The 23,678-nt window shown below is 28.6% G+C and carries 22 protein-coding genes; 4 read left to right on the top strand and 18 right to left on the bottom strand.

From position 1 onward, the window contains the following. Positions 1–34: 34 nt before the first annotated feature. The 8 genes from DR020_RS01110 to DR020_RS01145 all read right to left on the bottom strand — a co-directional run bounded on the left by DR020_RS01110 (position 35) and on the right by DR020_RS01145 (position 9,771). Positions 35–688: a YczE/YyaS/YitT family protein gene (locus tag DR020_RS01110; RefSeq protein ID WP_112365025.1), complete on the bottom strand. Its 654-nt coding sequence runs from the start codon at positions 686–688 to the stop codon at positions 35–37. 263 nt (positions 689–951) lie between these two features. Then, positions 952–2,895 (bottom strand): NEAT domain-containing protein, encoded by a 1,944-nt coding sequence (locus DR020_RS01115; protein WP_112365026.1) that lies wholly within the window; start codon positions 2,893–2,895, stop codon positions 952–954. A gap of 1 nt (position 2,896) precedes the next feature. Then, on the bottom strand, positions 2,897–3,289 hold the full coding sequence (locus tag DR020_RS01120; RefSeq protein WP_112365027.1) for a YbaN family protein: 393 nt from the start codon (positions 3,287–3,289) through the stop codon (positions 2,897–2,899). A 66-nt stretch (positions 3,290–3,355) separates the two neighbouring features. Further along, a complete protein-coding gene (locus DR020_RS01125) occupies positions 3,356–3,655 on the bottom strand; it encodes a nitrous oxide-stimulated promoter family protein (protein WP_058993008.1) in 300 nt (99 codons plus the stop codon). Positions 3,656–3,754: 99 nt separating this feature from the next. Then, the gene (locus DR020_RS01130) at positions 3,755–5,425 is read right to left on the bottom strand and encodes an amino acid ABC transporter ATP-binding/permease protein (protein WP_112365028.1); all 1,671 of its coding nucleotides are present in this window, start codon (positions 5,423–5,425) and stop codon (positions 3,755–3,757) included. Positions 5,426–5,427: 2 nt separating this feature from the next. Continuing rightward, a complete protein-coding gene (locus tag DR020_RS01135) occupies positions 5,428–7,227 on the bottom strand; it encodes an ABC transporter ATP-binding protein/permease (protein WP_112365029.1) in 1,800 nt (599 codons plus the stop codon). A gap of 188 nt (positions 7,228–7,415) precedes the next feature. After that, positions 7,416–8,837 (bottom strand): glycoside hydrolase family 1 protein, encoded by a 1,422-nt coding sequence (locus DR020_RS01140; RefSeq protein ID WP_112365030.1) that lies wholly within the window; start codon positions 8,835–8,837, stop codon positions 7,416–7,418. A gap of 196 nt (positions 8,838–9,033) precedes the next feature. Continuing rightward, positions 9,034–9,771, bottom strand: coding sequence for a DeoR/GlpR family DNA-binding transcription regulator (locus DR020_RS01145; protein WP_112365031.1), 738 nt, complete (start codon positions 9,769–9,771; stop codon positions 9,034–9,036). 441 nt (positions 9,772–10,212) lie between these two features. On the opposite strand from DR020_RS01145, the gene nrdD reads away from it, so the two are divergent. The 3 genes from nrdD to nrdG all read left to right on the top strand — a co-directional run bounded on the left by nrdD (position 10,213) and on the right by nrdG (position 13,867). Then, positions 10,213–12,279, top strand: coding sequence for an anaerobic ribonucleoside-triphosphate reductase (gene nrdD, locus DR020_RS01150; RefSeq protein WP_112365032.1), 2,067 nt, complete (start codon positions 10,213–10,215; stop codon positions 12,277–12,279). A 312-nt stretch (positions 12,280–12,591) separates the two neighbouring features. Then, complete coding sequence (locus DR020_RS01155; RefSeq protein ID WP_112365033.1) at positions 12,592–13,365, top strand: NUMOD3 domain-containing DNA-binding protein; 774 nt, start codon at positions 12,592–12,594, stop codon at positions 13,363–13,365. 4 nt (positions 13,366–13,369) lie between these two features. Then, entirely contained in the window at positions 13,370–13,867 is a 498-nt protein-coding gene (gene nrdG / locus DR020_RS01160) for an anaerobic ribonucleoside-triphosphate reductase activating protein (protein ID WP_058992997.1), read from the top strand. An 86-nt stretch (positions 13,868–13,953) separates the two neighbouring features. Here the strand turns inward: nrdG and DR020_RS01165 are convergent, their stop codons facing one another. From DR020_RS01165 to ulaG, 10 genes are all read right to left on the bottom strand, one after another. Then, positions 13,954–14,241 carry a PTS sugar transporter subunit IIB gene (locus DR020_RS01165; protein WP_112365034.1) on the bottom strand — a complete coding sequence of 96 codons (288 nt, stop codon included), beginning with the start codon at positions 14,239–14,241 and terminating at the stop codon, positions 13,954–13,956. Between the two features lie 103 nt (positions 14,242–14,344). Next, on the bottom strand, positions 14,345–14,989 hold the full coding sequence (fsa, locus tag DR020_RS01170) for a fructose-6-phosphate aldolase (RefSeq protein ID WP_112365035.1): 645 nt from the start codon (positions 14,987–14,989) through the stop codon (positions 14,345–14,347). A gap of 32 nt (positions 14,990–15,021) precedes the next feature. Continuing rightward, complete coding sequence (locus DR020_RS01175) at positions 15,022–15,948, bottom strand: transketolase family protein (RefSeq protein WP_112365036.1); 927 nt, start codon at positions 15,946–15,948, stop codon at positions 15,022–15,024. Between the two features lie 6 nt (positions 15,949–15,954). Beyond that, positions 15,955–16,770: a transketolase gene (locus DR020_RS01180; RefSeq protein ID WP_112365286.1), complete on the bottom strand. Its 816-nt coding sequence runs from the start codon at positions 16,768–16,770 to the stop codon at positions 15,955–15,957. 16 nt (positions 16,771–16,786) lie between these two features. After that, positions 16,787–17,623: an L-ribulose-5-phosphate 3-epimerase gene (locus DR020_RS01185; RefSeq protein ID WP_112365287.1), complete on the bottom strand. Its 837-nt coding sequence runs from the start codon at positions 17,621–17,623 to the stop codon at positions 16,787–16,789. Positions 17,624–17,648: 25 nt separating this feature from the next. After that, a complete protein-coding gene (gene araD, locus DR020_RS01190; protein WP_112365037.1) occupies positions 17,649–18,338 on the bottom strand; it encodes an L-ribulose-5-phosphate 4-epimerase in 690 nt (229 codons plus the stop codon). A gap of 46 nt (positions 18,339–18,384) precedes the next feature. Further along, the gene (locus DR020_RS01195; protein WP_112365038.1) at positions 18,385–19,422 is read right to left on the bottom strand and encodes a hypothetical protein; all 1,038 of its coding nucleotides are present in this window, start codon (positions 19,420–19,422) and stop codon (positions 18,385–18,387) included. Positions 19,423–19,446: 24 nt separating this feature from the next. After that, positions 19,447–20,931, bottom strand: coding sequence for a PTS ascorbate transporter subunit IIC (locus DR020_RS01200; protein ID WP_112365039.1), 1,485 nt, complete (start codon positions 20,929–20,931; stop codon positions 19,447–19,449). Between the two features lie 41 nt (positions 20,932–20,972). Next, positions 20,973–21,407, bottom strand: coding sequence for a PTS sugar transporter subunit IIA (locus DR020_RS01205; RefSeq protein WP_112365040.1), 435 nt, complete (start codon positions 21,405–21,407; stop codon positions 20,973–20,975). 63 nt (positions 21,408–21,470) lie between these two features. Beyond that, the gene (gene ulaG / locus DR020_RS01210; RefSeq protein WP_112365041.1) at positions 21,471–22,535 is read right to left on the bottom strand and encodes an L-ascorbate 6-phosphate lactonase; all 1,065 of its coding nucleotides are present in this window, start codon (positions 22,533–22,535) and stop codon (positions 21,471–21,473) included. A 205-nt stretch (positions 22,536–22,740) separates the two neighbouring features. Between ulaG and DR020_RS01215 the strand changes: the two genes are divergently transcribed. After that, on the top strand, positions 22,741–23,523 hold the full coding sequence (locus tag DR020_RS01215) for a DeoR/GlpR family DNA-binding transcription regulator (RefSeq protein ID WP_112365042.1): 783 nt from the start codon (positions 22,741–22,743) through the stop codon (positions 23,521–23,523). The last annotated feature ends 155 nt before the right edge of the window (positions 23,524–23,678 follow it).

The following is a 23,678-nucleotide window of genomic DNA, read 5'->3' on the forward strand; positions in this document are numbered from 1 at the left end:
AAAGCTAAGGATACTCCTTAGCTTTTAATTTATTTTAAGCTGCTACAACTTTATCTTCTTTATTTGAACCAACTATTAAATCAACAACTTTTTTGCCATGAGGTAAACAAAATTGTATAAATGGTCCCATAGCAAGCATTGCAATTATTGTTCCAACTCCAACTGTTCCTCCAATTAAGAATCCAACTATTAAAAATGTTGCATCTAAAGCAATTCTTATATATTTATATTGTACTTTAGTTTTATCTTGAATTATAAATGGAACTATATCATTTGGAGCAACTCCAACATCACTTTCAGAAACTAATGAAAATCCTGCTGCTATTATAAATACTCCAAGCACAACGATTAACATTTTAACAAAGAAGTTTGCAGATGCTATTGGAAATATTGATACAATTTTTGAAGATAAATCTATTATTGGACCAACCCCAACAACACAGATTAAAGTTCCTATTTTTATACGTTTTCTTTCTATAAAAAGTATTGCAACAATTAATACAATTAATATTATTCTATTAGCTTGTCCAGGTGTTTTACCAAGTGTATTTGCTAACCCTTGTGTAAAAACTGTAAATGGATCTGAACCTATATTAGTTTCTAAAAACATAGCTACCCCAAACTGTATAACACTCATACCTATAAAAAATAAAATTACTCTTTTTATAAAATTCATTGTCTTATTCATTAAGCCTCACCCCTACTATGATTAATTTTACATTTAATCTGCGAATCGTTTGCATTTCCTACTGCTTGTATTTATTTTATAATACATTTTTTACATTGTCAATGTTTTCATTCAAAAAAAGTCAAAAACATTTATTTTTAAGGAAAAAAAGTTTTTAATATATTATTTTAATAATAATTTAATATATGTAAAATTATAGTATAAAAACTATATTAAAATAGAACAACTATTTTAATATAGTTTTTGTTAAAATAATATTCATACTATTTTTTTATATTTTTCTTTTTATTTCTCAAGAATATTACTGCTAACCCTCCTAATATTCCAGTTGTTATCATTGTTGTTAATGTTGATATTATAATAGTTTTAAAGGCACTTGTTCCATTGTCATTGCTAGGTGTATTTAGTGAAGCTAAAGTTTGAATTGCTGATTCATCTTCTTCTGCTTCATTTTTAGCTACCTCACCCTCTTCTACTAATGTCATAGTATCTTCTAAAAGCGATACTCCAAATTCTATTGTTTTGTTTATTGGCACTATAAGCATAGACATTTTTATTTCATCATTTACACTACCTATTTCGAACTTAAAAGTGCTTGTACCTTTATCCTCATCACTAATATTTTTCATAGAATATTCTACTTCTCTACCATTAACCATTATTTTTATATTGTCCATAGCACTAGTACCTACAAAAGTTAGAGTTAAGTAATATTTTCCATCAATCTCCTCTAAAGTACTTGTACTATTTAAATATTTTTTAACCATCATTTTTCCAACAGCACTATCACTTACAACTTCATTTTCTATTGTATACTTTTTAAAATATTCTGTTGCTTCTATTTCTTCTAATTCACTATTACTCTCCGTTTTGCTTTTGCTAGTTTTATCGCCTGTTGTAGATGATTTAGAATTTGAATCGTTGTTTGATGAATTGCCACTAGTACTACTAGTATTATTATTTTTTGAAGAATTAGTTGATGTTACTGCTAAAGTACTAGCTGTTCCCAAAGATTTATTAGCCTCTGTCTTGCTTATTTGTTGCATAGTATTTTCTAAAATATCCACACCAAATGATATATTCATATCTGACATAGTTATATAAGCTGAAAGAGTTATCTTTGAATTTACACTACCTACTTTAAATCTTATATCTTTAGTATTATTTGAGCTATTACTTCTAACAGTTTCATAATTTACATTAGTACCATCAACAGAAACTTTTACATTAGTCATAACATCAAGCTGTGACAATCCTAAAGTCACATACGTTACACCATCTATAACCTCTATATAAGAAGTGCTACTTACAGCAGCCCTAGCTGCACTATATCCAATCGGACTATTTGACAATATTTCATTTTGGACTTTATAAATAACAGTATTTGTATTTTGTGTTGCTGTTGGAGCTTGTATACTACTTGAATTATTATTTGCCCCTGTATTACCTACTCCATTTCCCAATGTATTACTGTTTTGTCCTATATCATTTCCACTACTAGGTTTATTATTGTTATTATTAGGCTTATTATTGCTACTATTATCATTATTAGGTGGGGTAGTATTATTTTGATTATTATTTTGATCATTATCCTTGTTATTTTCTATATTTTCATTTTTATTTTCATCATTTGGAGTGTTATTAGGATTATTATCTGGAGTTTCAGTGCTATCATCTGGTGTATTTTCAGAATCTTGTTCATTATCTCCTATATTTCCATTATTATCATCTGGTGCTATATCTATATTTGCAGTATCTAATAACACTCTAAACGAAACATCCATTACATGAAAACCTAAATTTATGACAGTTGCAACTTCAATATTATCTTCTAAAGAATTTAAGTTAAACTCTACCTCAATTGATTTATCCCCAGTTTCTTTTTGTGAATAAGAAACCTCTTCTCCATTTACTTTAATTCTAATATTAGTCATTATGTTTTTCTCAGTAAACTCTAAACTAGCTTTAATACCATCTTCTGATATAGTAATTTTACTTTCTTCTGTTACGTATTTTCTAGCTGATGACTGAGCATCTGAATCAACTCTTAAAGTACTATTAGATACATTATAAACCCCATGCGCATATTTTTTATTTTCGCTACTAAAACTCTCTATCTCATTATTTTCCGTGGCAAAAACTTCTACCGGCATATACCCTGCCATAAGAGATGCTGCTATCATTAATGCTATTGTATTTTTTTTCATTTTAAAAATCCCCCTCTTTAACTGGTTTTATAGTTTTTATTTTAAATATAAAATAATAAAATTTAAAAAATATTAATGCTACTAAAAGTATTTTTACATGCAAGTTATCTAATAAAATAAGCGGAAAAGCCATCATAAAATCTGCAAAAGCAAGAATTGTAATCTTCTGTTTTAATGTCATAGCTTTTTCTTTAACAAAACTTTCTAGATGCTTTTTATAAATCTTACTTTCAGTAAACCATTTATGAAACCTTTCAGAGCCTTTAGCAAAACAAAAAGAAGCCAAAAGTAAAAAAGGTGTAGTAGGTAAAACAGGTAGTATTACTCCTATTGCCCCTAATAAAAATGTAATTAATCCTACTGCTATATAAATATATTTTTTAATTTTATTCATATAAAAAACTCCTTACACTAATTTAAACTTTATCTTTAATTATCTTTTATCAAATAAACTAAAAATTTATATATCTAACATATGCCTAACAAGCTCTATTGGATTATATATAATAAGTCTAATTCCTGAAAATCTCATAACCTCTTTAATCTTTGCTCGCATATCTTTTTTATAGCAATGTATTGTACATTTTCCACAAGTTGATTTATTATCTCCAAACTTGCAAAAATCTAATCTTTTATGAGCATACTCTAAAAGTTCATTACATTCATCACAAAATTCATTCTTTTTACTCTTATGCTTTTTTCTACAATAAATATTTATCATAAGTTTGATAATCTTTTTTTCTCTTTGAATCCTTCCCATACAAACTCCTCTCTAATTTATATAATTAATTATGATTATTATTATCATTTGAAAAATATAATTATCCATATATCTATACTTTTTAATAAAGTATCTTCTTTAAATAATTACTAAATTTCCATCCTCTAATCTATAAGTTTTATCACATATTGCTGTAGTTGATTTTCTATGAGATATTAAAACTATTGTTTTATCTTTGCAATTTTCCTTTATAGATTTTAATATTTCACCTTCGTTTAACGTATCTAAATTGCTAGTTGGCTCATCTAAAATTAAAACTTCACTATTTCTTAAAAATGCCCTAGCAAGTCCTATTCTTTGTCTTTCTCCTGCTGATAAATTCCCACCAAGTTCTGATACCCTAGTTTCATAACCATTAGGCAAAGTTTCTATAAAGCTATGAATAGAAGCTTTTTTAGCCGCTTCAATAACCTCTTCCTTAGTAGCATTTTTATTTCCAAGTTTTATATTATCTAGTATAGATTCATTAAAAAGATAAGTTTCTTGACTAACTAAAGTTTGAGAATTTCTTAAAGAACTTGTGTTAATATTTTTAATACTCTTATTATTAATTTTTATATCACCATTATTTACGTCCCAAAATCTCATAAGAAGCTTAACAAATGTACTCTTACCTATCCCACTTTCTCCAATTAAAGCAATTTTGTCACCTTTTTTTATCTCTATGGAAGCCTTATTAAATACTCTCTTATCTCTATTTTCATAAGAAAAGTCAACATTTTTATAACTAATTGAATCACAAGCAATTTCTTCTCCTTTAAATACTTCTACAACTTGTGGTTCTTCATCCATTAAATCAAAAAGTCTTTGAGCTGATGCAAATGTTTGAAGCAGTGTATTTGATAAATTGCTAAGAGCCACAACAGGACCAAATGATGACGCAATGATTACTGTTACTAAAATCATTGATGTAAAACTTATATTATTTAATGAATATTGATAAAAAGAAACCCCTATAAAAGTTAATATTGCACTCATTATAGTTAAATCTGTAATAGACCTAACTAAACCTTCATGTTTTTTTATTTTATCTAAACTTTCGTTCATTGTTCTAGAAGAATTATTAATTTCTTTTAATCTCTCTTCACCATTTTTAAATTGCAAAACTTCTTTTAATCCTCTTAAAGAATCTAAAACGTAGTTATTACAATCCCCAACAACTTGTCTATATTTAACCCCTGCATCCTTGCCTAAATTAGATGAAAAATAAGGAATAACAAATCCTACTATTAAAAAGAATATCAAAGCTAAAATCCCAAACAACGGATTTATACTATATAAAACTATCGAAATTATACTGTTTGTAATTAAAGCTATAGCAATTGGAGCTATTGTATGAGCATAAAATACCTCTAAAAGTTCAATATCAGATGTTATAAGTGATATAAGTTTTCCCTTTTCTTTTCCTTCAAGCTTTGCTGGAGCCAATTTTCTAAGTTTTAAAAATATTTTATCTCTTAATATATAAAGGATTTTAAATGCTATGTAATGCCCTGAAAGTTGTTCAGCATATCTTAATAACCCTCTTAAAACAGCACAAATCACCATAATAGCTATCGCACCTTTAAATGTTATAAATGTTACATCTCCTAAAACTGTACCAAGAGCTATTACACCAAAACTTGCTATAGATATTGCAGCTAAATATCCTAAAATCCCCATAGTTATAGTTATTAACATGATTGAAACTAATGGTTTAAGTTCTAGTATAAGTCTTTTCATAATTTGAAGACCAGACTTTCTTTTCATTTTTAGCACACCTCCCTTATACTCTCTAACTCTTCCTGTTTATTTACCATATCAAAATAATATGATTTGTTTTGCATAAGACTATCATGACTTCCTTCTTCAACTAGTTTTCCTTTATTAAGTACATATATTTTTTTAGCATCTTTTACGTTTGCTAATCTATGAGATATTACAAGAATTGTTTTTTTCTTTGAAAGATCATAAATAGCCTTCCATATATTTTCCTCACTTTCCACATCTATATTTGATGTAGCTTCGTCAAATATAATCATTTCCCTATTAGACAAGATAGCTCTAGCTAAAGCAAGCCTTTGCTTTTGTCCTCCTGATAAATTGCTTCCACTTTGTCCTACATAAGTTAATAAGCCATCCTTTAAAGAATTTACAAAGTCATACAGCCTAGCTGTTTTTAATGCTTTTACTATCTCTTTTTCTGAAGCGCTTTTATTAGCTACCATTAAATTGTCTAAAATGGTTCCATTAAATATATAACTATTAGTCGAAACTATTGCTATATTATCATATATCTTATCCATTGATATTTCCTCTAAATCCACATTGTTTAGCAAAATATTACCTTGTGTTACCCTGTACTCATTTAATATTAAAGATGCAATAGTACTTTTTCCTGAACCACTTTCACCAACAATTGCAGTTAAACCTTTATCTTCTATATTTAAATTTATATTGCTTATTACCTCTCTCTCTCCATCATAACTAAATGAAACATTCTTCAAACTAACACTCATATTTTCATTGTTCCAAACTATATCATTATTGATATTTTTTTCTCTCTCTTTAGCATCTAAAATTTTAAAAATTCTATCACTAGCAGCCATGCCATTCATTGCTATATGAAAATACGAACCTAAAAGTCTAAGTGGTATAAAAAATTCTGATGATAAAATAATTATTATAAATAAACTTCCTGGCATTATCTGCCCATTTTTAAACTGTATTAAGGCAACTATTGTACCTAGCGCTGCTCCCCCAAAAGCTACTAAATCCATTATAGTAATAGAATTAAGTTGCATGCTTAAAACTTTCATAGTAATTTTTCTAAAATTTTCAGCTTCTTCATTCATTTTTTTATGTCTATCTTCATCAACATCAAATACTTTTAAAGTTGTTAACCCTTGAAGATTTTCTAAAAATGTTCCACCAAGATCCGAATAAGATTTCCAATAATCCTTTAAAATTCTTTTTGCTATTTTCATGATTGCTATAATTGATATTGGAATTAAAGGAACACACAAAATGAAAACTAAAGCAGCTTTTATTGATATAAAACTCATAAAAATAAACAAAGTTACAGGAACTAAAAGAGAATAAAAAAACTGAGGTAAATATTTCCCAAAATAAATTTCTAATTGTTCAATCCCCTCAACTGCTAATTGAACTATCCCAGATGTGCTTTCATAAGATGTATAAGAATGTCCAAGGTTTAAAAGTTTCTTGTATAAACTATCTCTTAAAATTATTCTTGCGTTAGATGACGCTAAATTTGAAAATTTAGTATATAAGCTATTGCAAATGCATCTAATTATTATAAGTACACTTATAATAATACTCCCACTAAGCAACGAAATATTACCAATTATATTAAAAGATTTAAAACTTTCTATAATACTGCTATTAGAAAAATTTAAAGTGTTACCTAGATACACATTATTAATAAAACCACCTATTAAAAATACTATGCCTATATTACACAATACAGAAATCCAATTTGCTAAAACAGTAAATCCTATATACTTTTTTGAATTATTGCAAAGATTTATTAACCTTTTATTTATCATCATAAGTAATCCCCCCTATCTTGTTGATAATAATTATCATTATTATTTTCACTATACAAATATACCCCAATTAATAATAATTTTCAATAACTTTTCAAATTTTTCTAAAAATTATAAAATAAAAAGGTAATTATACCAAATTATTTAGCACAATTACCTTTTACCATAACAAAAACTTACTAAACCACTAATCAAGACTTATTTAAACTGCCTCCATTAGTAGCAATTACTTCTTTATACCAATTAAAACTCTTTTTCTTATATCTTTCCAAAGTTCCAGTTCCATCATCATTTCTATCAACATAAATAAATCCATATCTTTTTTTAAGCTCAGCTGTTGATGCAGATACTAAGTCTATACATCCCCATGTAGTATATCCCATAAGTTCAACTCCATCTTCAATCGCTTCAGCAACTTGAACTAAATGGTCATTTAAGTAGTTAATTCTATAATCATCATTTACAGTCTTATTTCCATTTTCATCAGTAATTAGCTTATCTACTGCCCCAAGCCCATTTTCAACTATAAATAATGGTTTTTGATATCTATCATAATAAAAATTAAGAATATATCTTAATCCTTGAGGATCTATTTGCCAACCCCATTCTGAAGATTTTAAATACGGATTTGGTACCCCTGAAATAAGATTTCCTTTTCCAACTCTATTTTTTTCTGGATCAGCTGTTGCACATGAACTCATATAATAACTAAATGAAACAAAGTCTACTGTATTTTTAAGTATTTGAGTATCTTCTTCCTCCATTTTAATTTCTATGTTATTTTCCTTAAAATACCTATTCATATATTTAGGGTATTTTCCTCTAGCATGTACATCCCCAAAAAACAATGTTCCCCTATCTTGTTCCATTGCTTTAATTACATCACTTGGATTTGCAGTTAAAGGATAATTAGGAACACCTAAAATCATGCAACCAATTTTAAATTCTGGATTAATTTCATGCCCAATTTTAACAGCTAATGCACTTGCAACTAATTCATGATGCATTGCTTGATATAAATCTTGTTTTGATAATTGTTCTTTTGGAGTTAATATTCCTGCACTCATTAGTGGAAAATGTAGAGCTGAATTAATCTCATTGAAAGTTAACCAATATTTAACCTTATCTTTATATCTTGTAAATACAGTTCTAGCATATCTTTCAAAAAAACCTATAAGTCTTCTATCAGTCCATCCATTGTAATTCCTTGCCAACGCTAACGGAGTTTCATAATGTGATAATGTGACTAATGGCTCTATTCCATATTTAGCTAATTCATCGAAAACATTATCATAAAATTCCAACCCTTTTTCATTTGGTTCAATATCATCTCCATTAGGAAATATCCTTGACCACGCAATTGACATCCTAAATGTTTTAAATCCCATTTCAGCAAATAGCTTTATGTCTTCTTTATATCTATGATAAAAATCAATTCCTATTAATTTCATATTATCTTCTGTAGGCATTTCAGTTATAGGACCAGTTATTCCTTTTGGCATTATATCTTGTATTGATAATCCTTTACCATCCTCATTATACGCTCCTTCAAATTGGTTTGCAGCAGTAGCTCCTCCCCATAAAAAATTTTTTGGAAACTTAACATTATTCATAAATAAACCCTCCCATTTATTCACTAATTAATTTATCCATTTTCTTCATCTTTATTTTATTTATTTTTTGAACTTTTGTCAATAAATAATCCATTTAAAATTCAAATAAAGAATTTTTATATCTTAATCATATAAAAAAACTGCATAGAAATTTCTTTCTACACAGCTTTTCTTATTTATATGCTTTTAGCAACTATTAATATATAATTTTCGCTCTCCCGTCTTCAAACTCTATTTTAGAATCAGTTATGATTGTTGCTTCATTAAATTCACCATAAGTATAAAACCTTCTCACATTAAATTTTGATTTATCCGCAAGAATATAACACTTCTCTGAAGACTTTATAATCGCTTTTTTAACTTCTCCATCTTCAAGCATCATTGTTGTAAAGCCACTTCTTGCATCTATTCCCATGGTACCTAAAAAAACTTTATCAAAATTCATAACCCTTATCTTATTTATTATATCCTCACCCATAATTAAATTTTTCTCTGGCTTTGCATAACCACCTAAAATATAAGTATTTATACCTTTTGACATTAACTTTTGTATATGCACTATTCCATTTGTTACCACAGTAATGCCCTTAGATTCTATATAGTCTATCATATAAAAGCATGTTGAACCAGAATCTATAAATATTACATCATTATTTTCTATCAACTGCGCTGCTTTTTTGGCAATTTTAATTTTTGCCTCTTTATTAGTATTAAAAATATTTTCGCAATCCACTATTGTAAGTGGAACTTCATCTTCTATTACTTCGGCTCCACCACGTACTCTTTTTAATAAATTTCTCTCTTCCATAGCTATCAAAGTTCTTCTTACTGTTGACCTTGATAACTGAAATTTTTGCATTAGTTCTTCCATAGAAGCATACTTTTTTTCTTTTAAGTATTCCGAAATATCTATCCATCTATCTACAAGTATCATATTTAACTCACCTTATTTATTTTTATTCAAACTGTTCATTATATGAACAAAATAATAGCATTCTTTTATTTAGATGTCAACATATATTATTCTCCACATTTTATAACTATAAACCCTCTTTTATCTGCCTGCCACTATAATAAATAATTTAAAATTATTCACTTTTTTTAATCATTAATTGATATATATAAGCACTTATTATCAAAAAATAACACATAAATATTAACAAAAAAAACTTTAAAAATATAAGAACTTAGGTAGAAAAATAACGCCTTTGTGAGAATATTGCTTAGAATCTTAAAATTTTAAAACTTCTATATCTTGTGTGCACTCAAAAATAATAGTACAATATCCTGTGTCTTTAAAAAATATTAGTTTAATATTTAAATATTATTTTAAATATGTAAAATTCAAATAAATATAAAGTCTAGGAGTGGTTTTGTGGAAGTTATTAAAAGGGACGGAAGTACAGTAGAATTTAATAAGGAGAAAATTAAAGAGGCTATATCAAAAGCTATGAAAAATGGTAGTGGAATTTACGTATTAAACATAGCAGAACTTATAGCAAATGATGCAGAAAAATATTTTAATGAACAAAAAGAAACATGTACAATTTATAATATTGAAAGTTATGTATATGATAGACTTGTTCATTATGGTCAAGTAGAAACCGCTAGGGCTTATGAAGGTTATAGAGCTGTTCAAGAATTTAAGAGAAATACTAATACTACTGATGAAAGTATATTAAATTTATTAAATAAACAAAATGAAGATGTAATGAATGAAAATTCTAATAAAAACCCAGTAGTTTCAGCAACTCAAAGAGATTTAATTGCAGGTGAGGTATCTAAAGATATTTCAAGAAGAAAATTAATTCCTGCATATATAGTGCAAGCTCATGATGAAGGAGCTATTCACTGGCATGATATGGATTATAGTTTATCTCCTATGTTTAACTGTTGCCTAGTTAATTTAGAAGATATGTTTTTAAACGGAACTGTTATTAATGAAAAATTAGTAGAAGAACCTAAATCTTTTGGAACTGCATGTACCGTGGCAACTCAAATCATAGCACAAGTTTCATCTAATCAATATGGTGGACAAAGTATTACTATTAAACATTTAGCTAAATATCTTAAAGTTACAGAAGAAAAAGCTTTTAATCACTATTTAGAATTATTAGGTGATGAAAATTTAGCTAAAAAACTATCTTTAGATGCTAAAATGAAAGAACTTAAAGATGGCATACAAACTATAAGATATCAATTATCAACATTACAAACAACAAATGGTCAAGCTCCATTTTCTACAATTTATTTAGAAATTGAACAAGGACATCCATACGAAGAGGAAATGGCATTAATTTGTGAAGAAATGATAAAACAAAGATTAGAGGGAATGAAAAATTATAAAGGTCAAGAAATAGGAGAAGCATTCCCAAAACTTGTATATCTTTTAGATAGCCACAATTGTCTTGAAGGTGGAAAATATGATTATATAACTAAACTTGCTGCAAAATGTACTGTTAAAAGATTAGTTCCTGATTATCAAAGTGCTAAAATGATGAGAAAAAATTATGAAGGGAATACTTTCCCACCAATGGGATGTAGAAGCCATCTTTCACCTTGGAAAGATAATAATGGGGATTATAAATGGTATGGTAGATTTAACCAAGGAGTTATTAGTCTAAATTTACCTCAAATCGGAATACTTGCTAAAGGCGATATGGATTTATTTTGGAAAATATTTGACGAAAGATTACAGTTATGTAAAGAGGCACTTTTAACTAGACATAAAATGCTTCTTGGAATAACTTCTGATGCGAGTCCTATACATTGGCAATATGGAGCCATAGCTAGACTTGAAAAAGGACAAAGAATAGATGAATTGCTTAAAAATGGTTACTCTACTTTATCTCTTGGATATGTTGGAATATGCGAGTTAACTTATGCAATGCTTGGGGTTAGTCATACAACAAGAGAAGGGGAAAAGTTTGCCATAAAGGTAATGAAATACATGACAGATAAATGCAATGAATGGAAAGATAAAACAGGACTTGGATTTAGTCTTTATGGAACTCCTGCTGAAAGTCTAATATATAGATTTTGCAAAATAGATACAGCAAGATTTGGTAAAATAAAAAATGTAACTGATAGACTATACTATACAAATTCTTATCATGTACATGTATGTGAAGAAATTGATGCATTTACAAAATTAAAATTCGAATCTCAATTCCATGATATATCACTAGGGGGATGCATTTCATATATAGAAGTACCCGACATGAGTAAAAATGTTGAAGCTGTTGAAAGCATAATAAACTTTATATATCATAATGTACAATATGCTGAAATTAATACAAAACCAGATATATGTTATAAATGTGGTTATACTGGTGAAATTCAATTAGATAAAGAAGATTTAACTTGGCATTGCCCATCTTGTGGTAATAGCGACCAAGATGAAATGCAAGTTATGAGAAGAACTTGTGGGTTAACAATATAGGCTCACGTTAAATTGCTTAAACTGCTGGAACACCCTTAGAGCTGTATAAACTACAACATAATTGGAAACAATAAGTGTGAATGTTTAAAAATTATACAGATTGGGCAATCAGCATCCAAGCTCCTTTAAAATGGAGAAGGTTCAGAGACTATAATAGCAACACATTCAATGTGAAGGTATAGTCCACTCCCTATTTAAATATCGGGAAACCGAGGGTATGGAAGGATATAGGAACAAATTTCTGGAATAAAGGAAGAACAGCTGAAATAGGTGATAGAGTATTACACCTTTAGCCCTTTAAGGAGAACTAAGTTGAAAAACTACTATGTTTATGAATGGATAAGATTAGATACCAATGAACCGTTCTATATAGGAAAAGGAAAAAATGATAGATGTTTTACCATTAGAAAAAGAAATAAACATTTTTGCGATATATTAAAATATTGCGAGGAAAATTCAATAGGAATTGCTATTAATATATTAAATAGTAATCTTACAGATAAAGAAGCTTTACAAATAGAATGCTGGTATATTGATTTATATATATTTCAATATGGTTATAAATTAACCAACCAAACTTGGGGTGGTGATGGTGGAGATATCGTATCTATGATGTCTCCAGAACAAAAGATTTTATACTCTTCTAAAATGAGATTAAGTTGTTTAGGTAAAAATAAAGGTCACTTTCATTCAGAAGAATCGAAGAAAAAAATGAGTGAATCTAAAAAAGGAATGTATAAAGGTAAAAATAATCCCATGTATGGTAAAAACGTTAAAGATTATATGACAGAAGAACAAATATTACAATGGAATAAAAAGAAAAGCGAAGCTATGCTAGGAAAAACGCACCTAAAAGAAACCAAAGAAAAAATTTCTTCTCAAGTATCTAGAAAAGTTAAAGGCTTTCTAAATGGTAAGGAACTCTCTTTTGATTCTGTACTTTTATGTAAGGAATATTTTGAACTACACTATGGAGTTAGCCATAAGTTTATACAAAAAATTATTAATTCTGAAACTCCATATATTTCAACAAGAGAAAAGACTAAAGTTTTACATGGTTTAGTTTTAGAAAAATATAAAGGGTGATAAAATGAATTACGCACAAATTAGAAAATTAGATGTTACTAATGGACCTGATATTAGGACTACTCTTTTTGTAAGTGGTTGTACCCATAATTGTGAAGGTTGTTTTAATAAAGACCAACAAAATTTTAGTTATGGCAATGAATTTACTAAAGAAAAAGAAGATGAATTTATTTCATATACATTAAATCCACATGTTAAAGGTGTTAATATTTTAGGCGGAGAACCTATGCAACAAATTAAAGATGGTACTTTATTAAATCTATTAAGAAGAATAAAAAAAGAAACTAATAAACCTATATGGCTTTGGTCTGGATATACTTTTGAAGAAATAATAAATAACCCTAAAAGATTGGAATTATTAAATGAAGTAGATGTTTTAATAGACGGTAAATTTCAAATTGCTAATAGAAATATCATGTTAAAATATAGAGGTTCTTCTAATCAAAGAGTAATAGATGCCTCTAAATCTTTAAAAGAAAATAAAGTAATTGAGCTTAAATAAAATTTATTAAATTAAAAAGGAAATTAATTATAACTTTTAACTAGATAATTAATTTCCTTTTATAATAATTAAATTAACTTTATAAACTATTTTATAACTTTTTCTTTTATTTTACTTTCTATCTCTTGTTCAGACAAAAGATTTTTTAACCCTATAACAATAGTGCCATTTGCCTCTGCTCTAGCAAAATTACTCTTTAAAGCTTCTGAACAAAATACTACATCATAACTTGAAGCTTCACTCTTAGCAGCCCCAATACTAGTATGATGAATAGATACCGGTACGTTTAACTTTTTAAATACTTTCTCTATTTTCATTTTTATTATTTGGCTTGACCCCATTCCATTTCCACATGCAGCAATTACTTTTAACATTTTTAAATTCCCCCTTATATATAATACAATTTCAAGAAATTGTTTAATAATTTAATAATTTTTATTTAATATTATAATTTTGAACATTTTAATGTACTAAAAATCAATTAAAAACTTTATTATAATCATTAATAAACTTATCTATACCAACATCTGTTAAAGGATGTTTTATCATTTGGCAAATAACATTATAAGGAATAGTTGCTATATGTGATCCACTTAATGCTACATCTAAAACATGCATTGAAATTCTTACACTTGCTGATATTATTTCTGTTTTTATTTTATGAATTTTAAATATCTCAACTATTTGTTTAATTATATTTACTCCTGAGTTACCTATATCATCTAGTCTTCCTAAAAATGGACTTACATATGTTGCACCAGCTTTTGCAGCTAATAACGCTTGTGTTGGAGAAAATATTAACGTAACATTAGTTTTAATTCCCTTTGCTGCTAATTCTTTAGTTGCTTTTAATCCTTCTTCACACATTGGAATTTTTATAACTATATTTTTATTTATTTGAGAAAGTTTTATACCCTCTTCAACCATTTCATGCGATTTTAATCCCATAACTTCTGCACTTATTGGTCCATCTACTATTGAACAAATTTCATTTATTACTTCTTTTAAATCTCTTCCTTCTCTAGCTATTAAGGATGGATTGGTTGTAACACCACAAATTACCCCTAATTCATTAGCTCTTCTTATTTCTTCTATATTAGCCGTATCTATAAATATTTTCATATATTATACTCCCCTTAAATTTTATTTAAATATTAATCTAAAATTTCATTAACTTTATTAATAATTTCATCAACAGTTAAATTATACTTTTCCATTAATTCATCTGGAGTTCCTGATTGACCAAACATATCATTAATGCCAACTAATTTAACCATTGTTGGGCTCTCATCACAAACAACTCTAGACACCATAGCTCCTAAACCTCCTATAACAGAATGTTCCTCTGCTGTAACTATCCCTTTTGTTTCTCTAGCCGCTTTAATTATTATTTCTCTATCAATTGGCTTTATAGTTGAAATATTTATAACTCTTGCCTCTATCCCCCTTAATTTTAACTTTTTAGATGCTTCAATAGCCTTTGGAACCATTATTCCAGTTGCTATTATCGCTACATCATTTCCACTCCTTAATTCAACCCCCTTTCCAATTTCAAATTCATAACTATCATCAAATACATCTTCTGTATTGCATCTTCCAAATCTTAAATATACTGGGCCCTCCATTTTAGCTGCTGCTTTTGTAGCTTGCATAGCTTCTCTATGATCTGCTGGTACTATTACCGTCATATTCGGAAGAGATGTCATTAATGCAATATCTTCTATTGATTGATGTGAGCCTCCATCCTCACCAACTGTTATCCCAGCATGTGTTGCCGCTATTTTTACATTCATTTTTGGATAGCATATTGAATTTCTTATCACTTCAAAAGCTCTTCCTGTTGCAAATACCGCAAATGTACTAGCAAATGGTATATATCCTATATTCGCAAACCCTGCCGACATCCCCATTAAATTTTGCTCTGCTATTCCTACATTAAAAAATCTATTATTGAATTCCTTTTTAAAATCTGCTGTTTTTGTAGATTTAGATAAATCTGCATCTAATACAACTACATTTTTATTTTCTCTCCCTAATTCAACTAAAGCTATTCCATAAGATTCTCTTGTCGCCTTGCCCATATAACTCTAACTCCTTTTACAATAAATATCATTTAATGCCTGTTCTTTTTGCTCTAAACTAGGTGCTTGCCCATGCCAGCTAACTTGATTCTCCATAAAACTTACACCCTTGCCTTTTATAGTTTTAGCAATAATTATTGTTGGCTTATCCTTCTCAAATTTGTTAAAAGCTTCATTAATATCATTAAAATTATGTCCATCACAAGATACTACATTCCATCCAAAGCTCTTTAATTTATCATCAATAGGATTTATGTTCATTACCTCTTCGTTTTTCCCATCTATTTGTAATCCATTATAGTCTAATATTGCTACCAAATTATCTAGTTTATAATGTGACGCTGCCATAAAGGCTTCCCAAACAAGACCTTCTTGAATTTCACCATCTCCTAAAATCACATATACTTTAGATTGACTATCTCTACATTTAAGTCCTAATGCCATTCCCACCGCATTTGATATGCCTTGACCTAATGATCCTGTTGAAACATCAACTCCTGGTATATTTTTAGCATCTGGATGCCCTTGAAGTTTTGCTCCTATTTTCCTTAAACTTTTTAATTCCTTTTTATCAAAAAATCCTTTCTCAGCAAGAACGGAATATAATGCGGGTGCTGCATGTCCTTTACTTAAAACAAATCTATCTCTGTCTTCTTCTTTTGGATTATCTATATTTACCTTCATTTTCTCAAAATACAAATATGTTAATATATCAGCACATGATAATGATCCACCTGGATGTCCTGATTTTGATTCATAAAGCATTTCTATAATATTTTTTCTAACCTCTTTCGAAATTAAAACCAACTTATCCTTGTTCATCAATTCACCAATCCTTTTAAACCACAAATTTTTCTTCAATAAATTTTTTATTAAATTGTATTACTTCTCTCCAATCATCATTACCAACATACCAAAATTCTAATGTATACCTTCTTACCCCTAACTGCCAAGCAGTCTTTATTATATCTTCAAAATCTACATGTCCTTTTCCAAACGGTATTTCTCTAAATTTCCCAGGTATTGTTTCTTTTAAATGAACTGCAACTAAATGACCTTTACCTAGCCTAAAATCATCACTAGCTTTAATATTTTTTTCTATAACTGCATTAGTTACATTTCCACAATCAGGATAAACCTGTAAATACGGAGAATTTATCATTTTTACATATTTCATAGCTTTTTCTACTGTATTCATAAATTTAGTTTCCATAGTTTCAAATGCTAGTATTACACCTTTTTTCGCAGCTAATTCTACTGATTTTTCTAAATTTTCTTTAAAATATTTTTCTGTTTGTTCATTTCCCTCCTCATAATAAACATCATACCCTGCAATTTGAATTATACGAATTCCTAAATCATCCGCAAATTCTATCGCTTTTTTCATAATTTCCATTCCTTTTGTCCTTATTTCTTCGTTTAAACTTCCTAAAGGATATTTTCTATGACCACTTAAACACATAGTTCTTATTGATATTCCACAATTATTCATAATATTTAAAAGATACTTTTTTTCTTCCTTGCTCATATCAAGTCTTGAAAGTTTTTCTTCAGTTTCATCTATACTTATCTCTAAATAATCAAATCCATATTCTTTAGCACACAATAATTTTTCAGCAATACTTAAAGTATTTGGCATTGATTTCTCGTATAATCCTAAAGCATATTTTCTCATAATATCAACATCCCTACCTTTGAAATTATTGTCCATAATAAGCATTAGGACCATGTTTTCTCATAAAATGCTTATCCATTAATTCTTGAGGCATAGAATTTATTTCATATCTTGACAATATTTCTGTATTCCACGCCATCATAGCTACTTCTTCTAATACAACAGCATTATGAACAGCTTCTAAAGCATCCTTGCCCCATGCAAAAGGACCATGATTTTTAACTAATACAGCTGGAACTTGTAATGGATTTAATTGTTTAAATGATTCGACTATAACAGATCCTGTATTATATTCATAATTAGATTGTATTTCTGATTTTGTCATATCCCTTGTACAAGGAATCTCATTATAAAAATAATCAGCTTGCGTTGTGCCATATGCTTTAATAGCCCTGCCTGATTGAGCAAATATCGTTGCCCATCTTGAATGGGTATGAACAATTCCTCCTATATCATAAAAATCATTATATAATTTAACATGAGTTTGCGTATCTGATGATGGTTTATACTTTCCCTCTACTACCTTTCCATTAAGATCAACAACAACCATATCATCAGCACTCATTTTTTCGTACTCAACTCCAGATGGTTTAATTACTATAAGTCCCTTCTCTCTATCTATTTCTGAAACATTTCCCCATGTAAATGTAACCAAATTATACTTTGGAAGTAACATATTTGCTTCATAAACCTTTTTCTTTAACTCTTCTAACACTCATACCCCTCCATCAAACTATTATTAATCTTAATTTATACTCATTTTAATCTGTAACAAAATATAAAGCTGCTTCTCCTAACTCTCTATTGGCTGAAACTATAATATCTCTATCATGTTCATTTATTACCGCTACATTACTAGGGCCTATTCCAGCTTCTATAACCTGAGTTTTGAATGTAAGGTTTTCTTTATCTTCACATTGAATTATAAATAATTCCTTTTCAACTCTCCTATAACCTCCAATTATAGTCGGAATCCCCCTTAATTTTCCACCCCATACAACATGTCCAAAGTCCATTTCCTTAGGATATTTATAAATTTCCTTATATTCTCCATCTATTTTTTTATTTATTATAAAGTTCTTACCATGAAATGCTTCTATTGTTACTAATTCATCCTCTCCATCTTCATCAATATCAACAACTGCAATATCACTTACTGGTTTATTCATTATTTGCTCAACTGACCACTCTTCATTTTCATTTTGAGGTGGTATTACTACAAATACTCCTTCTTCTGAAGTAGTTAACCCTGCCATTACCCCATTCCAAACAGTTCTACAATAACCATGATTTTTTGTTAATCCTTCTTTTATAACAGTTAATTCAATAGGATTACTTAAATCTTCTGGTATTTCTCCAACATAAATTTTCCCTGGATCTGACCAATCATCTTTAAACTGCTTACTAGTACAAAGTGTTGCCCCCAAAAAATAATTTTTACCATTTGCTTGTAATATATCAAATCTATGAACATATGGTAATTTAAATAAAGTTTTTGTTTCCCAACTTCCATCTCCATTAGGCTTTGACCAAACTATAGTTGCATTTTCCGATTGAAACGTTGGGAAAAAATTTTGTACTGCCAAAAAATCACCATTTTTACCCGGAATAGCTACCATAGACATAGTGCCTCCTGGACCATCCCAAACTATATTTTGTTTAAAATCATCACCCGTATAGCTATAACATGCCCCTTCGCCCTCTGTTGCTAATAATATATTTCTTTTTCCATCTACAATAGTGCTGCTTGTCGCATAGCATCTAAACAAATTAGTTAAGAATTTTTTTTCAAATTTCATAATTATCCCCCCACATTCTATATTTTAATTATCAAAAGCTTCAACTACATTCCCAAGTTCAGCTTGCTTATCTCCTAAGTATCCATCATAATCTTCAACTATCTTAAAATATCCCTTTTTATCTTTTAAATACTGTATTTGTGGTATTGCAAGCAATCCAACTATTGCTATTGCCAAACCTACATATTTGAAATTATTCATTAAAACACCTATAACTGGCCATAATGTAGCAAAATCAAAGTTTCCATGCCATCCACCATATTGAGCTAATCCAAAATAACTAGCCGCAAGTGCTCCGCCTAAAACTTGAATTATTCCTGATACAAAAGGAATTATTATAGCTGCTTTTAACCCACCTTTTTTATTAGCAAAAACTGCAAATGTAGCATTATCAAAAAATAGTGGTACGAATCCTGAAATTATCAATACTGGGCTTTTAAACACTACCAACCCTATAATAGTAATAAATTGTCCTAAAGCACCAAATAAAAATCCAATTGTAACTGCATTTGGATGACCAAATCCATACACTGCTGCACAATCTACAGCTGGAACAGAACCTGGCAATATTTTATTGGATATTCCTTGAAAAGATTCAGTAAGTTCAGACACAAACATTCTTACTCCAAGTTGTAAAATACTTAAATAAACTGCAAAATATAAGGATTTTTCAATTATATAAAATAGAAAATTAGTTTCTACTTTAAAGCTAGTATCTATTGTAAGTAATAAATCTTTTCCCAATATAAACATTATAGTTCCAAAGAAAATCATCATTAACGTTCCTGTGGCAACAACATTATCGCTAAATATTGATAAAAAGCCTGGAAGATTTAAATCCTCTATTGATTTTTTCTTATTACCTACTTTTCCTGCAATTTTATTAGTTAACCAAACTCCAAACATTTGTTGATGTCCTATGGCAAAACCACCACCTTCAGTCATCTCTTGACAAGCTTCTACTGTAAGATTTGCAGATACAGCCCAATAAACACCTAGTAATACGCCTAACATAGCTACAACAGCTGAATTAACTAAATCGGGGAAGCAAAAAAATACTATCCATAGTGCAGTAGCTGATTGCTGAACCATTATATGACCTGTTATAAATACAGTTCTAATTTTAGTAAACTTTCTAAACAAAACTAATACTATATTTATCATAAAAGCTACAAGTAAAACTATCATCATCATAGAAAAAGATTTTCCTGCATTTTCTATAGCAGACTGTGCAGCTGTTTGTCCAAAATACGGATCTATTACTGCTGCTGTTAAGTTAAATCTATCTTTCAATCCAGCCAATATTGGTCTAAAATTTGATACTAATCCAGAAGATGCAACATTTAATATTAAATAACCAACCATTGCCTTTATAAATCCAGCAAATGCATCATATAATGGTCTTTTAAGCAATAAATATCCTATAAAAACTATTAATCCTATAAAAAAAGCAGGGTTAGTTAATATATTTACTTCAAAAAATGTCCATATTGATATTAAAAAATTCATTTACTTTTCCCCCATATTTTTATTTACAATCAATTAAAAATTTATAATATAGACTTTAAATCTTCTACGCAATTAGCACTAAGTAACTTTTCTACAACTTTTGAATCTTCTATTAAAGCAACCATATTTACTAGATTGCTCATATGCTGTTCATTGTTAGTTGATGCTAATACAAAAAATAATCTGGCGTCTTGCTCTGGATCATCACTAAAATGAACACTTTCCTCAGTTCTCATAAAACAAATAGCTGTTTCATTAACTCCCTCTCCTTCTTGCGCATGAGGTATACATATGTTAGGAGCTATTACAATATAAGGTCCATACTTATTCACACTATCTATTATTGAATTAACATACTGTTTTTCTATAACCCCTTCATCAATTAAAGGTTTACAAGAAGCCTCTACTGCATCCTCCCATTTCTTAAACCCTTTATGAAATGAATATCTTCCTTTTTCTATTATTTCATTTAACATTTTCTTTTCCCCTTTTATTATTTTTTTATGAGAGCTAAGCTATAGCTCTCATAAGTAGTTATATTATAAAAATGATTTATATGGTAAATTTATATCAGTCGCAAAGCAATCATCAAATCCTCTTGGATAATGATATTCCATATTATCTTTATCCGTTGGGAAAGTAAATTTACCTCCTACTTGCCATATAAATGGTTTAAATTTATATTGTAATCTATTTTTCTTCATATTATATAATGCTAATATTTCATTTGTATCAGCTTGAAAATTAGACCATATATCATGATGAAACGGAATAACAACTTCAGTATTTAAAGCCTCTGCCATTCTTAATATATCAACTGAAGTCATTTTATCTGTAATTCCCCTTGGATTTTCTCCATATGATCCTAACGCTACATCAACTTTATGATCATTTCCATGTTTAGCATAATAATTTGAATAATGTGAATCCCCACTATGATATAAGTTACCACCAGGAGTTTTTATTAAATAATTTACAGCTTTAGTATCCATATCAATCGGCATAGTTCCAATTAAACTGCCATTTGGTGGTGCTGTTATAAGTGCAGTTCTATCAAATGCTTCCAAAGCTACTATCTCAATATCTCCAATTTTAATCACATCACCTGGTTTAACAACTATACACCTTTCTTTTGGTACTCCCCATTCTCTCCATTTATCAACACATGCCTGTGGTCCTATAAAAGGTACATTATTACTACAATTTTGCATAACTGCTGCAGCAACGTTTACATCTATATGATCATTATGATCGTGAGTTGATAATATAGCATCTATTTTTCTAATTCCAAATGGATCTAGCACAAATGGAGCAACTCTTAAATTAGGTTGAAGTTTTTTTCCACCACACATTCTTGCCATTTGATGTTCTGGATTTATATACGGATTTTTTTTAGTTTTTTTACCACTTCCACACCAAAAATCAATACACAAGTTTGTTGAGCCTTCTGATTTAACCCATATTCCTGTACAACCTAACCACCACATAGAAAAGGTTCCTGTCTTTACTTCTTCTTGTTCTATTTCCTCATTTAACCACGTACCCCACCCTGGAAAAGTATTTAATATCCATGATTCTCTTGTAATATCTTCTATCTGTGACATTATAATTCCCCCGCATAACTCATTGTTTTTTTATTACTTTTTATACTTTTATTGTAAATTAAATGTTCAAAAAAATCAATATCTTTTATTAAAAAATTTAATTTTTTATTATTAACATTCAATTCATTCATATAATTGTTTATTTTGATTCTTTATTGTATAATATACTTATCTTTGTGAAAATATTACTAAGAAAGGAATAAATATGAAAAAATCTAAAAGTATAGTATATAATCGCCGTAAAGAAATACTGCAATATTTAAAAACAAATAAAGATATAAAAAATGAAGAACTAGCAAATTTGCTAAATATATCACCTCTTACAATTAGAAGAGATTTACAAGCACTAGAAAATGAAGGATTAGTTAAAAGATATCATGGTGGTGCTACACCTATAGATAATATGCACTATAGTACTAATTTAAAAAATAATGAAAATAAACTAAAGCAAAAACATGCTATTGCAAAATATGCTGCTAGCTTAATAAATAATGGGGATACCATTTTTATAAATACTAGTTCTACAGCATTACTTATTCTACAATATTTAGAAAACAAATATGTAGTTGTTGTAACAAACAATAGTAAAGCATTGAAAGTCACTCTCCCCCCCAATGTTGACTTAGTTTTAACAGGTGGTCAAGTTTATGGACGTAAGCAATCAATGGTTGGAGATTTCGCAACACATATTATTTCTAAAATTTCTGCTTCAAAATGCTTTCTAGGTGTTAGTGGCATAGAAGTCGATTCTGGAATAAGCACATCAATTCTTCAAGAAACATTAGTTAATAAAGAAATGATTAATCATACTGTTGGTTCCGTATATGTAGTTACTGATAGCTCTAAAATAGGAAGACATTTTAATTTCTCAAGTGGTGATATTGACAAAGTTTCTAATCTAATAACTGATGAGGATATTACCGTTGAAAATGTTCATAAATTTCAAAATGCAGGTATAAAAGTTTCAATTGTAAATTATAATAAATAATCTTATCATACTATTTTAAAACTTGAAAAAATAATAGATTATATTAAAGAAGAAGATATTATAGAAAGATTTTATTAACACCTATTTTAAAATAATATAAAACAACAAAATAATAGCAGTTTCCAACTCAATAGAAACTGCTATTTAGACAATTT

It is taken from the genome of Sarcina ventriculi (assembly GCF_900456775.1).
GTDB classification, from domain to species: domain Bacteria; phylum Bacillota; class Clostridia; order Clostridiales; family Clostridiaceae; genus Sarcina; species Sarcina ventriculi.